Raw genomic sequence first — 12,380 nt, 5'->3', positions numbered from 1 at the left:
TCATGGCTATTTTACATATTACCTTTAGCTTAGCAACTCAGGGTTCCTTGAAGCTTGCCATACGCCAACATCGTTTGCAGCGTGATGAATCAGTTCTAAGTGTCCATGATGATTTCTCGATTGGACCTCTTCAGAGCTTTGAAGAACGCAAACATTGGTTAGATACGCATATGTTGGACGATGATGACCAACAATTATACAATGATATCTATGAAAATTGGAAGGGGAAAATCGAAACGTTACCAAGTGATGTGGATGTTTGGGTTTGGTATAGCCATAATGCCCATGAACAAATTGGACTGCGCTATGTGATGAGTGAGTTTAATCATAAAAGTAGTATGGTCTATGGAATTGATGCCACAGAGGGCATGCAACGTATTCAACCAAATATTACTATTCGTCAGACAGGTGAGCTTTCCTCAGACATGCTTATGAAGCTTCGCACTGTTGCAAAACGATTTTCTACTCAAGAATGTCAACAACTTGCCAAAGAATGGGAAGACATAAAAGGACAGCCAAGTACACTACGACTATGGAAAAATAAACTGGAGCATGTAGAGGAAGAGGCACTGGACGCATACATTATCGCCAGTGCAAAGAATCTGCAGTTACAGCACAAGGAAGAATGGCTGATGCCGACGCAAATTTTAGCTCAGACAGCTGGAACAGTTAATCATTATATAGGGAATGATTTTCTAATGTATCGCTTACGAACACTCGTCGAACAAGGATTATTTGAGATGCAAGGTGATACAACGGATATTTTTTCATATCAGGTAAAATTACGCTAATAAAAAGATCAGGGCAGCCAAAGCCCTGATCTTTTTATTTTTTTTCATAAAAATCGAAGACAAACTGTTTAAATTGGCGTGCTGATGGAGGCAAATAGCGATTGTCAATCCAAGCCATGCCAATAATACGTTCACATACCATATCCTCAACATGGATTTTAACGATCTTCTTCGGATTTAAATCCTCATCATCTGGTAGTAAGGAAACGCCGAGACCAGCCCCAACAAAACCTGCAATGGTAGATACTTCATCGCCTTCATAAGAAATTTTAGGCTTTATGCCAGCCGCGTTTAATAAGCGGTCAGCAGAACGGCGAAGAGCATAGCCCTTTTTCATGAGCACAAAATTTTCATGCTCCAGTTCCTTCATTTTAATGCTTTTGCGATGAGCTAGTGGATGGTCAATAGGCACCATAATAAAGAGCTCATCACGCCACAGCTCTTTCCAGCAAACGGGAGGCTCTGTATCTATGGCAGCCAATAAGCAAAGATCTAACTCACCAGCCAGCAATTGCTTTAATTGTGAATGGGAATAGTTTTGCGTGAAATGAAAACGGATATGGGGGTGTTTCTGACGAAAAGCGCGAATCAAATCTGGTACGATACTCGTTCCTAGCGTATGTAAAAAACCAAGTGATACGTCCCCAAGCTCTGGATTATTCAGCTCTTGTAATTCTAAAACAGCCTTTTCATATTCTTTACGCATGCGTTGTACGCGATATAAAAATAGTTCACCATATCGGTTTAGCATGATTGAGCGCCCTTGTCTGTCGAAAAGCGGTACACCTAATTCTTCTTCCAGCTTTGATATAGAACGACTAAGTGCTGGCTGTGAAATCGCTAATGCCTCGGCAGCTCGTGTCATATGCTCTAACTTTGCAACCGTTACAAAATATTCTAATTGTTGCCACTCCATTTGTTTCACCTCTTTTCTCGTTATTTTTAAGTTATCTGCATTATAACGGGAAACAGTCTGGAAGTATAGGGTTCAAAAAATTTTTAAAAGGACATTGCCTTTAAATAGAAGAATCGGAAAGTTAAATAGTAGAAAGTGTGATAGTACAGCCATTAACCTGACATCATTCATGCACAATACACATTGATTTGATAAAAACTATAAATTGTACATTATGAATAAAGGGTGATAAGATAGACACATAAAATACACAATTATAAATTTCCGTGAAGGGGATATCATAAAATGAAGTTAACAAAGCCACAACCTCTAACAATTGAGGGAGGCAAAAAAGCCGTACTATTACTGCATGGATTCACAGGTAGCACAAAAGATGTGAAAAAACTAGGAGAATTCTTATCTCAACGTGGTTATACCGTTCATGCACCAATCTATAGTGGGCATGGCGTAGAACCAGAAGCTTTATTAGAAACTAAACCAGAAGACTGGTGGAACGATGTCGTGGAAGGTTATAACTTCCTACAAAAGAAAGGCTATGAAGAAATCGCAGTTGTTGGGATTTCACTTGGTGGCGTCTTCTCACTAAAAGTTGCAGAGACATTCCCAGTGAAGGCATGTGTTGCGATGTGTGCACCAATAACACGTGATAACTCAAAAGGCTTATTTACACGTTTGTACCACTATGCTCGATTATATAAACACTTTGAAAATAAATCAAAAGATCAAATTATTTCAGAATTACATGAGTTACGTATTACCCCAAAAGATTCTTTAGATGGCGTAACACGTTTAACGACTGAAACACGTGAGGAATTATCCACTATTAAAGCACCAACACTAGTACTACAAGGTTCATTAGACGATGAGCTTTACCAAGAAAGTGCACCATTCATTTTAAATACCGTAGAAACAGATGATAAAGAAATCATTTGGTATGAAAATTCAGGTCATATTATTACGTTAGATAAAGAACGTGAAAAAGTTTATGAAGATGTCTATAAATTTTTAGATCATATTGAATGGTCAGTTGCAAATTAAGGAGAAGGGCTGTCAGCAGGCAGCTCTTTTTTTGTGGAATTAACTAATTAATGAAGCTTTCATCTAGATCATGAAAAAACTATTGTAATTATAATAAATGCTTGATAACATGATGGAATTGTAGTGAAAAATCATTCGATTAAAATAATTTGCTATAGTCTAAAACATCTAAGGAGTACATCAATTATGCAACAAAAAATACCTTTCTCAACCTATGCAGTCATTGGAACTATGTTATTTGGACTGTATTTCGGTGCAGGGAACCTTATTTTCCCAATTCAAATGGGGCAATTAGCAGGGACCAATTTTTGGTTTGGATTAATCGGGTTTTTAGTCACTGCCATCGGGCTGCCATTCCTCGGAATTTTAGCCATTGGTTTATCAGGAAGTAATGGCTTACGGGATTTAGCGAGCCGTGTCCATCCTGTTTTTGGTATCGTATTTTCTTTGGCGCTCTATTTAACCATTGGGCCATTTTTTGCGATACCACGTACAGCAACCGTACCATTTGTGGTAGGCTTTGAGCCATATATTGAAGCTCAGCATGCAACATTGCTATTAGCCGTATTTAGCTTTCTATTTTTTGCTGTTGTTTACTATTTTTCTTTAAATCCAGCGAAAATTATGGATTATATTGGGAAATATTTAACACCTGCTTTTTTAGTTGTCTTATTTATTTTGATTATTACAAGCATTGTGAAACCGATGGGGCACTTCCAGCAGCCAATCGGTGATTATATAGATAATGCCTTTATGACAGGCTTTAAAGAGGGCTATAATACAATGGATGCCTTAGCATCATTAGCCTTTGGGATTGTTGTCATCAATGCGATTAAAAGTGCAGGAATTACGGATCGAAAGCAGATAGCGAAGGCTACCTGGACTTCAGGAATATTTGCGATGGCTTTAATGATGCTAATTTACGGATTAATCACATTTATGGGCGCTTCCAGCATTGGAGCAGTAGGCACTTTTGAGAATGGTGGTTTAATTTTTGCCGCAGTAGCGGATCACTATTTCGGCTCATTTGGGGCCATTTTATTAGCTGTTATCATTGTTCTTGCATGTTTAAAAACGAGTATTGGTTTAATTACTTCATGTAGTGAATTTTTCCATCAAGTGTTTCCAAAAATCAGCTATAAATGGTTTGTATTTTTATTATGTGTTGTGTCTTTTACGATTGCAAACTTTGGCTTAAACAATATTATTCAATTTGCTATTCCCGTTTTAATGTTCCTGTATCCATTAGCGATTGTCTTAATTTTGCTGGCACTTAGCTCATCATTCTTTAAAAATAAGCAAACGGTATATGCTATTGCGATGATTTTTACATTTTTCATTAGTTTGATTGATGGTTATAAAGCATTAATTGAAAGTGTACCAGGCGCAAAGTTAGGTGTCTTGGATGCTGTAGAAAAGGCCTATTCAACGATTCTACCTTTTTATGATATTGGCTTAGGGTGGATACTACCAGCGATTATTGGTGCTATAATTGGAAGTCTGTTTCCATCAAGAAAAGTACTATAATGAATAAAAGCACGCACAGAAAATAATTTTTACTGTGCGTGCTTTTCGCTTGTTTAGTAAGCTGTCCAGCCACCATCTACTGCAATGACTTGTCCATTCACAAAGCTTGCCTCGTCTGATCCAAGGAAAATAGCTAATTGAGCAATTTCTTCTGGTTGACCAGCACGCGGATTAATCGATAGACCAAGTGCTTGGCGTGTTGCTCCAGTTTGGCTCATATTGGTCATTGAAGAGGCGATATTCGTCATGACTGCTCCAGGCGCAATACCATTGCAGCGAATATTTTTATCAGCATACATAAACGCTGTGTTTTTTGTTAATCCAACAACGGCATGTTTTGAAGCTGTATAGGCAGCACCTGCACGTGCCCCATATAAGCCACCCGCAGAAATATTATTGACAAAGACACCGTGTCCTTGCGCAAGGAAAATGTCTGTCGCCATACGCATCGAGCGCATCACAGCTGTTGTATTTACCGCAAATACTTTATCCCATCGTTCATCGGAAATTTCACCAACAGGCTCCATCCCATCCATGATCCCTGCATTGTTTACTAAAATATCTAATTGACCATAGTTTTGTTTCGTTTCATCAAATAAACGCTGTAAGTCTTCTGTTGATGCGACATTTGTTTGAATGGCAAATGCTGTACCTCCAGCCGCTTGAATACCATCCACAACCGCTTGGGCACCGTCTAAATTTAAGTCTGAAACAACAACCTTAGCTCCTTCTTTTGCATACCCTTCAGCGATGGCTTTCCCCATACCTGAAGCTGCACCTGTTACTATAGCTACTTTACCTTCTAATCTCATCTCAAAAACCTCCTCATTGTCTTCATTAGATATTGAACATCTGTTCATTAAAATCATATAATAAACTTGAAAGCGATTTCAATATGCAAAAAATCATGATGTGTTGAGTAATCAACACTTTTGTAAAAACTGTTTAGTAAGGAGCTGAAAAAATGAGCACAACGGATTTACGAATTATAAAAACAAAGCAAGCCTTGCATGAAGCCTTATTAACATTGCTCAGTCAAAAACCGTTGGAACAAATTTCTATCGCTGAAATATGTAGAGAGGCTAAGGTGAATAGAGGCACCTTCTATTTACATTACGAGCAAAAAGAAGGACTCTTTGAAGAATACTTTCAGGAGATCATGGAGGACTTATATCAATCCTATGAAGAACCATATCGGGCAGTAACCACCTTGGATACCGATCAACTCGATCCAAATACCATTCGAATCTTTCATCATATTGAACGCTTTAAAATGTTTTATCGCATTGTGTTTTCTAAAAATGTCCCGTTAACATACTATTACATGCTTTTTGACGGCATATATTCTCTGCTCAAGCGGGATATTACACATCATCATGAACATCAAATGGCCGATCATATTTCCATTGATTATTATAGCGCCTATCAAGCAAATGCAATCATCGGCCTAATCATCCAGTGGTACCGAGGCGATTTTACAGATAGTGTGACCATGTTAAATCAGCAGCTTGCGGCAATCTTAAGGAATGTGAGAAGTGGTGGGTAGACCGCGCCAAGTGATGGATAGAGAGGAAAAGCGGAGGATAGACCACGTAAAGTGATGGATAGAGAGAGAATAAGTGGATAGAAAAGAGAAAGTGGCGGATAAACCGCACAAAGTGATGGATAGAGAAGGAAAAGTGGAGGATAGAGAAGGAAAAGCGGAGGATAGACCACGCAAAGTGAAGGATAGAGAGGAAAGAAGCGGATAGGACAGAGAAAGTGGCGGATAAATCTTGCAAAGTGACGGATAGATCAAGGAAAGTGATGTATAGAACGGTAAAGTGATGGATAGAGAGAAAAGAAATTGATAGAAAAGAGAAAGCGGCGGATAAATCCTACAAAGTGACGGATAGACCATGCAAAGTGATGGATAGAGTGGGGAAAGTAATAGATAGAACGAGTAAAGTGACGGATAGAGAGAGAAGAAGTGGATAGAAAAAGGAAAGTGGCGGATAAATCTTACAAAGTGACGGATAGAGAAGGAAAGCGGTGGATAGACCATGCAAAGTGACGGATAGAGAAGCGAAAGTGGAGGATAGACCGCGCCGAGTGAAGGATAGAGAGAGAAGAAACGGATAGAAAAGAGAAAGCGGCGGATAAATCTTGCAAAGTGACGGATAGAGCAGGAAAAGTGACGGATAGACCGCGCCGAGTGAAGGATAGAGAGAGAAGAAACGGATAGAAAAGAGAAAGCGGTGGATAAATCTTGCAAAGTGACGGATAGAGCAGGAAAAGTGACGGTTAGAGCCAGAAAAGTAGTGGATAAACCGCAACAAGCGGCGGATAAACCTTGCTATAGTGCTGGATAGGCACCTCAAAGAGCAGTGTAGAACCCCGAAATCAATAGTCCCGCCATAATAAAACGCTGAACCACAGAGTATCTGGTTCAGCGTGTATTAATTTATTGAGCTGGTGGCGTGGGCTTTAAGGCGACTACTACTGTTGCAAGGGTCATTGTCACAAGGATGATGATGCCTAAGGAGCTGCTGTTTTGTAGTAAATTGTCGGCACTTCCGCCAAATATAATGGTGTAGTAGCCATCAGCTCCGTAAGTAGCGGGTAGCATGGCGGCGACATTGTTGTACCAGTCAGAGAGCATATTTTTGGGGACGAGTACGCCTGATGTTACGAGTTGGAGGGAGAGGGCACAAATATTAAAGACCATCCCAACGTTACCAAAGAGAATAACAAAAACTTGTGCTAGACAAAGGAAAGCTAAATACATGATAGATTGAAAGAAGTAGATAGAGAGAAAGCTTTCGTTGCTAGTAATATCAAAGACCTGCATTAAGGCAATTGTTAGCAATGGTAGGGTAAAGGCTACGGTCACATTGAGTAGCTGTCTTGCTAAAAATAATTGCCATTTGGATAGACTTTCTCGAACAATTTGGGCTGCTTGCTGGTGTTGCATAATCATCACCATAGCACCGACAAAGGATGAAATGATCACCATAAGTGGTACAAAGTTTGCCGCAAAGCCTTTCGCGTTATTGGTTTTAACAATGGTACTCTCGATTGCATGGTCTTTGACAGTCATAACGGTTGTCTTGACGGACGCGGTAATTTGCTGTGCAATATTTTGCTCAAAAGGAAGCTTTGCAAATTGTTGAGAAAAGACCTCGATTGCCTGATTTTGTTGCATTGGATAAAGGGCTTGATTCATTTCTTCAGTCATTTGCTTTGCTACACCCTCCATCATGTTTTTCGCCACGCTTGCATTGGCTTGATTAATAGCGTAAATAATTTCCGCTTCTTTTCCTGCTTCAAGTTGCTTCGTAAAATCTACTGGAATGTGCAGTATCATATTAATTTGTCGTTCGTTTAATGCTTGCTCAGCATGCTCCATTGACGAATAGTCCTCTATGGCAAAAGGACTAGACTCTTTGATATTCTGTGCTAGCTGTTGCCCCAAGGCGGTATCCTCTGAGACAATGCCGATGGTTAATTGCTCGGCTCTTTCATTGACACCATCATACGCTGTCATCCAAATAGTAAAGAAAATTAATTGAAAGGCAATGGTAGCGACAATGCCTATATAGGTTTCACGAACGCGCAATAATGTTTGTAAACCTTTCATTTTATATACCCCCTGAATTAAGTAAGTACTTACTTGCATTGATAGGAAAAATTTTTTCTAGGAAACGAGTCCCCTAGAAAAAATCGAAACACTTGTCTGTAAAAGTTCTTCGGTTGGTATGTCAGACACAATAGTGCCAAGTCGAGCACGTGACATAAAATGACCAAAATTTAGGGCAATGAGCGATAATGCAGCTGCTTCAAAATCCACTTCTCTTATTTTCCCTCGCTGATGCATTTCTTGAAAGTAGTGAATAAGCTCCTTCTTAATCAGAAGGGGAATATTCGCAATTTCCTCACTAATTTCAGGGAACTGAATGGACTCCTTAAAGCCAATCATTACAAAGTCTTTAATCGACATTAAAAACTGGAAATGCTTCAGTGAGAAGTTGAATAAATCTTTTTCTAATTCCCATGTGACATTTTGATTAATCTCCTGTTGTAAAAGTGGATAATAAGAAAATTGTTCAATAATGGCTTTTAATAAACCACGCTTGTTGCCGAAATGGCGGAAAAGAGTGACTTCGTTGACACCTGCTAATTCTGCAATGGTTTTGGTAGTTGCAGCTGTATAGCCCTTTTCACTAATCAATTGTAGTGCAGCTTCGATTATTCGTTCTGCCGTTCCCTTCGTTGTCAAAAACATACTTCCTTTCATGCAAGTAATCACTTACATACTAACATAGCATATGATGTTCTGCAACAAAATGGTTGGACTATAGGAAATAACAGGTAATATAAGCATTGACAATTATATCGACTGCTGATATATTTTTTATATCGACTGGCGATATATTGATGGGCGATATAGAGGGGGATTTGTATGACACAGGAGCATCCGCCATTAACAGAAGGCGTTTATTATATTTTATTAGCTTTATATGAGGTTAGACATGGTTATGGCATTATGCAATTAGTGGAAGAATTGAGCAATGGGCGTGTGCGTTTAGGGGCTGGAACTATTTATGGAGCGATTAAAACATTGCTGGAACGAGGCTGGATAGAGGCTCTTGATGAGGATGGTAGAAAGAAGGAGTATATCATTACTGAAACTGGGAAATCGGTTGTTGACTATGAAATTTTGAGATTAAGGGAACTTTTTGACAATGGTATCCGTATAACGAGAGGAGTTGAATAATATGCATAAATATCGATTGATGATTAATCCCTATGCAATTGAGAAATGGGTCAATGATATGGCTTGTAAGGGCTGGCATTTGAAAAAATTCACATGGATTCGTTTTACGTTTGAACGTGGAGAGTCAGGTAGCTATATTTATCGCCATGATGAATTAGAAAGAGTTGGCACTCACTATGAAGAGGAATATCTCGAATTTCTGAAATCCTCTGGCATTGAGCAAGTAGATCGCTCTGGCAATTTTGTATTTTTTAGAAAAGCGGCACAAGAGGGTCCATTTGAGCTGTATACAGATAAAAAAACGAAACTAGGCACTCTGTCAAAAAAGATGACTGTCTTGCTTTCTCTTATTCTACTTAATTTACTCATCGGCATAACTGGTTTGACTGGGGATTTTTCCGAACGCACAATGGATTGGGTTGGTTTCACGATGAATATGCTAAATCTAATTGTCGTTGTGTTATTCTCTTTTCCATTAATAAAGCTAATACGTTTACGCAATCGATTAAAGAGAGAACTAAATGTGTTTTCAGATTAATGGATTGATCATTATTTTCTGGGAAATCAGAAAATATTGAAAAGGAAACTTTATTGTAAGGGTGAGGCTAGATGAAAAAAAGAGTGTATCGTTTTTTTATTGATTACGAAAAGGAAGAACGATGGGTTAATGATATGGCAGATCGGGGGTGGAATTTAAAGAAAACAATGGTAGGCTACTTTGTGTTTGAAAAAGGAACGCCAGGTCAATATTTTTATCGAAATGAATTCGTTAATAGGAAATCAAAGGATTATTTTGAGTTTCTAAACATGATGAATATTGAATGTGTAAGCAAATTCGGTGGTTGGGCCTATTATCGAAAACTACAATCAGAGGGACCCTTTGAAATATTTACTGATGCAACCTCGAAAATTAACTATATCAAATCGATGAATCGCATTTTTATACTATTGTTGCTGTTTAATGTACTGGCGGGAATGTATAATCTTTCGATCGGAAGCGTAATCAACTCTAGTGTAGGTTGCCTGAATGTGATCGTCTCTATAATGGTACTTATATCCGTATCGAAAAATGAAAAACGTAAAAAGGGTTTGAAACAAGACTTACATATATTTGAAGGATAAGGAGGATTTACAACATGACTTTACAGTTACAGCATGTCACGAAGAAATACAAAGAGTTTACTGCTGTGGATGATTTGAATTTTACCATTGAAAAGGGTGAAATTTTTGGTCTTATTGGTCAAAATGGCGCAGGGAAGACGACAACATTCCGAATGATTTTAGATTTACAGGAAACGACGGCGGGGACGATTACATGGAACGGCAAGCCAGTTAATGCCATTAACCGCGATGTCCTTGGTTATTTACCTGAGGAGCGGGGTATTTTCCCAACGATGAAGGTAGAGGAGCAGCTTTACTTTTTTGGTGAGTTACGAGGCATGAAAAGAGCAGAGCTAAAAAAGGAAATTGATTTTTGGATTCAACGCTTTGAGCTTGGTGAAAAACGCAAAGATAAGGCAGAAACCTTGTCAAAGGGGAATCAACAAAAGGTTCAGCTTATTGCAAGTTTTATCCATAAACCTGAGTTTTTAATTTTAGATGAACCGTTCAGTGGTCTAGATCCAGTCAATAAGGATTTACTAAAGGATGCTATTTTATTATTAAAAGAGCAGGGTACGACCATTCTGTTCTCCAGTCACCAAATGGATAATGTGGAGGAGCTTTGCGATCATTTGTGCTTATTAAAACGAGGTGTGTCTTTATTTTCTGGTAGCTTACTAGATTTAAAGAAACAATATGGAAAAACAAAGCTTGCTGTTCGCACGGATTGGTCAACGACACAGTTATTGGCACTCGATGGAGTCAAGGATGTACGTGTTGAGAAGGAACAAACAGTCCTAACACTAGTAGACGAAAGCTTTGCCCAAAGTATTTTTGAGCAGTTGTCAGATGGGAAGTATATTGAAAAGTTCAGCTTAGATTATTTATCGTTAGATGAAATATTTAAAGATAAAGTAGGTGGCCATATTGTCGAAATTTAATTTGTTAATGAAGCAATTATACAAATCAAAAATTAAATCAAAATCATTTATTTTAATGACTTGCTTATATGTTGTTGTCATGTCTGTAGCTGTATTTTGGTCTGATATTAAGGAGCTATTTACAGGTGATGATGAAGCCCAGCAAATTGCCATTGTTAATGAGACATCCGCTGATTTAAGTGGAATCTTTGTTTCCAATGGAGATATGGCCTTTATTCAGGATGAAAAAGATGTATCAGCACTAGAAAAAAGGGTTAAAGATGGTAAGCTAGATGCCATTGTGACAATTAACGATCAAGGTGGCCAACTACATGCAGAAATCGCTACGTTTACACCACTAAAATTAAACGATCAGTCAGCATTATCTTCTTTATTGCAGTATGCTGGTCAGCATTTTGCCGTTCAGCAATTATCTTTATCACCAGAACAAGCGGCACAAATTATGGGTGCACAAACGGCTATTACTACCAAAAATTTAAATGAAGAATCAGCTGGTGGTAAAAGTGAAGAAGAGAAGCAATCTGGGTTAGTAGTTTCCTATGCAGTGGGTATATTAATCTATTTCTTTATTTCTACATTCCTTTCGATGATTACGACGGAAATTGCTTCTGAAAAAGGCTCACGAGCAATGGAAATGCTTTTAGTTAGTGTGAAGCCAGCCACACATTTTAAAGCAAAAATTGCAGGGGTATTATTACTTGCGTTAACGCAGATGGGGATTATTGCAGTAGTGTTTCTGATCTATTCGAAGTTTGTCAAAGACGGAATGGTTTGGGATGCGGCTGCTAGCATCATCAAAGAATTATCTGTTGGCTATGTTATCTATGCCATCGTATTTTTACTGTTAACGGTTATTCTGTATCTAATCATTGGCGCATTATTTGGTTCACTAGTATCGAAGGTAGAGGAAGCGGGTCAAGTGTTAATGCCTGCTATGATTATTACGATGATTGGCTTCTACGTTATGCTTACAGGAATGGGTAATCCAGATACGTTAATTATTAAAATTTTCTCCTATATTCCATTAACTTCTGGAATGATCATGCCGATGCGAATTGGTGCTACAGATATCGGCAGTATTGTACCGCTACTATCATTAGGGATTTTAATTGTAACGATAATTGTCGTGTATCTATTTAGTTTATCCTTCTATAAACGAAGTGTGCTGACATATAGCTCAGGTGGAGTAATTCAAAAAATTAAAACGGTTTTAAAGGTAACAACATAAGTTCAAAGCAGCTACGTGATAGATGTAGCTGCTTTTTTGGTTGTTTGATGCCATTGTTAGTAAACAATGTAAAGGAATTTAC

Annotated in this window: 14 protein-coding genes; 10 read left to right on the top strand and 4 right to left on the bottom strand. The window is 38.4% G+C overall.

Going from position 1 to position 12,380, the window contains the following annotated elements; all coding sequences use genetic code 11:
- Positions 1-2 precede the first annotated feature (2 nt).
- The gene (locus tag ABC382_RS06895) at positions 3-791 is read left to right on the top strand and encodes a DUF1835 domain-containing protein (protein ID WP_312507089.1); all 789 of its coding nucleotides are present in this window, start codon (positions 3-5) and stop codon (positions 789-791) included.
- Positions 792-825: 34 nt separating this feature from the next.
- On the opposite strand, the gene ABC382_RS06890 is transcribed toward ABC382_RS06895, so the two are convergent.
- On the bottom strand, positions 826-1,707 hold the full coding sequence (locus ABC382_RS06890) for a LysR family transcriptional regulator (protein WP_274796598.1): 882 nt from the start codon (positions 1,705-1,707) through the stop codon (positions 826-828).
- 285 nt (positions 1,708-1,992) lie between these two features.
- Between ABC382_RS06890 and ABC382_RS06885 the strand changes: the two genes are divergently transcribed.
- Together ABC382_RS06885 and brnQ are read left to right on the top strand one after the other, a co-directional pair.
- Positions 1,993-2,745, top strand: coding sequence for an alpha/beta hydrolase (locus ABC382_RS06885; protein ID WP_274796599.1), 753 nt, complete (start codon positions 1,993-1,995; stop codon positions 2,743-2,745).
- A gap of 186 nt (positions 2,746-2,931) precedes the next feature.
- Complete coding sequence (gene brnQ, locus ABC382_RS06880) at positions 2,932-4,272, top strand: branched-chain amino acid transport system II carrier protein (protein ID WP_274796600.1); 1,341 nt, start codon at positions 2,932-2,934, stop codon at positions 4,270-4,272.
- 53 nt (positions 4,273-4,325) lie between these two features.
- On the opposite strand, the gene ABC382_RS06875 is transcribed toward brnQ, so the two are convergent.
- A complete protein-coding gene (locus ABC382_RS06875; protein ID WP_312507088.1) occupies positions 4,326-5,084 on the bottom strand; it encodes an SDR family oxidoreductase in 759 nt (252 codons plus the stop codon).
- A gap of 152 nt (positions 5,085-5,236) precedes the next feature.
- Between ABC382_RS06875 and ABC382_RS06870 the strand changes: the two genes are divergently transcribed.
- Entirely contained in the window at positions 5,237-5,818 is a 582-nt protein-coding gene (locus ABC382_RS06870) for a TetR/AcrR family transcriptional regulator (RefSeq protein ID WP_274796602.1), read from the top strand.
- 73 nt (positions 5,819-5,891) lie between these two features.
- The gene (locus ABC382_RS06865) at positions 5,892-6,023 is read left to right on the top strand and encodes a hypothetical protein (RefSeq protein ID WP_274796603.1); all 132 of its coding nucleotides are present in this window, start codon (positions 5,892-5,894) and stop codon (positions 6,021-6,023) included.
- Positions 6,024-6,715: 692 nt separating this feature from the next.
- Here ABC382_RS06865 and ABC382_RS06860 read toward each other — a convergent pair.
- Both ABC382_RS06860 and ABC382_RS06855 read right to left on the bottom strand, forming a co-directional pair.
- Positions 6,716-7,891, bottom strand: coding sequence for a YhgE/Pip domain-containing protein (locus ABC382_RS06860; protein ID WP_322610507.1), 1,176 nt, complete (start codon positions 7,889-7,891; stop codon positions 6,716-6,718).
- A gap of 57 nt (positions 7,892-7,948) precedes the next feature.
- Complete coding sequence (locus ABC382_RS06855; protein WP_312507125.1) at positions 7,949-8,536, bottom strand: TetR/AcrR family transcriptional regulator; 588 nt, start codon at positions 8,534-8,536, stop codon at positions 7,949-7,951.
- A 177-nt stretch (positions 8,537-8,713) separates the two neighbouring features.
- On the opposite strand from ABC382_RS06855, the gene ABC382_RS06850 reads away from it, so the two are divergent.
- The 5 genes from ABC382_RS06850 (at position 8,714) to ABC382_RS06830 (ending at position 12,298) form a co-directional block, all read left to right on the top strand.
- Positions 8,714-9,028 carry a PadR family transcriptional regulator gene (locus ABC382_RS06850; protein ID WP_274796606.1) on the top strand — a complete coding sequence of 105 codons (315 nt, stop codon included), beginning with the start codon at positions 8,714-8,716 and terminating at the stop codon, positions 9,026-9,028.
- Position 9,029: 1 nt separating this feature from the next.
- On the top strand, positions 9,030-9,566 hold the full coding sequence (locus ABC382_RS06845) for a DUF2812 domain-containing protein (RefSeq protein ID WP_322610508.1): 537 nt from the start codon (positions 9,030-9,032) through the stop codon (positions 9,564-9,566).
- A 71-nt stretch (positions 9,567-9,637) separates the two neighbouring features.
- Positions 9,638-10,150 carry a DUF2812 domain-containing protein gene (locus ABC382_RS06840; protein WP_322610509.1) on the top strand — a complete coding sequence of 171 codons (513 nt, stop codon included), beginning with the start codon at positions 9,638-9,640 and terminating at the stop codon, positions 10,148-10,150.
- A 14-nt stretch (positions 10,151-10,164) separates the two neighbouring features.
- Positions 10,165-11,070 (top strand): ABC transporter ATP-binding protein, encoded by a 906-nt coding sequence (locus ABC382_RS06835; protein WP_322610510.1) that lies wholly within the window; start codon positions 10,165-10,167, stop codon positions 11,068-11,070.
- Entirely contained in the window at positions 11,048-12,298 is a 1,251-nt protein-coding gene (locus ABC382_RS06830) for an ABC transporter permease (RefSeq protein WP_322610511.1), read from the top strand. Before ABC382_RS06835 ends, ABC382_RS06830 begins: the two co-directional genes overlap by 23 nt.
- Positions 12,299-12,380: the final 82 nt, after the last annotated feature.

Origin of the sequence: Lysinibacillus phoenicis, assembly GCF_047238325.1 — a bacterium.
GTDB classification, from domain to species: domain Bacteria; phylum Bacillota; class Bacilli; order Bacillales_A; family Planococcaceae; genus Lysinibacillus; species Lysinibacillus irui.
This window is presented reverse-complemented; position numbering and strand designations above follow the sequence as displayed.

Coding starts and splice junctions, on each gene's coding strand:
- ABC382_RS06895 (WP_312507089.1), top strand. CDS start 3: ATGGCTATTTTACATATTACCTTTAGCTTAGCAACTCAGGGTTCCTTG.
- ABC382_RS06890 (WP_274796598.1), bottom strand. CDS start 1,707: ATGGAGTGGCAACAATTAGAATATTTTGTAACGGTTGCAAAGTTAGAG.
- ABC382_RS06885 (WP_274796599.1), top strand. CDS start 1,993: ATGAAGTTAACAAAGCCACAACCTCTAACAATTGAGGGAGGCAAAAAA.
- brnQ (WP_274796600.1), top strand. CDS start 2,932: ATGCAACAAAAAATACCTTTCTCAACCTATGCAGTCATTGGAACTATG.
- ABC382_RS06875 (WP_312507088.1), bottom strand. CDS start 5,084: ATGAGATTAGAAGGTAAAGTAGCTATAGTAACAGGTGCAGCTTCAGGT.
- ABC382_RS06870 (WP_274796602.1), top strand. CDS start 5,237: ATGAGCACAACGGATTTACGAATTATAAAAACAAAGCAAGCCTTGCAT.
- ABC382_RS06860 (WP_322610507.1), bottom strand. CDS start 7,891: ATGAAAGGTTTACAAACATTATTGCGCGTTCGTGAAACCTATATAGGC.
- ABC382_RS06855 (WP_312507125.1), bottom strand. CDS start 8,536: ATGTTTTTGACAACGAAGGGAACGGCAGAACGAATAATCGAAGCTGCA.
- ABC382_RS06850 (WP_274796606.1), top strand. CDS start 8,714: ATGACACAGGAGCATCCGCCATTAACAGAAGGCGTTTATTATATTTTA.
- ABC382_RS06845 (WP_322610508.1), top strand. CDS start 9,030: ATGCATAAATATCGATTGATGATTAATCCCTATGCAATTGAGAAATGG.
- ABC382_RS06840 (WP_322610509.1), top strand. CDS start 9,638: ATGAAAAAAAGAGTGTATCGTTTTTTTATTGATTACGAAAAGGAAGAA.
- ABC382_RS06835 (WP_322610510.1), top strand. CDS start 10,165: ATGACTTTACAGTTACAGCATGTCACGAAGAAATACAAAGAGTTTACT.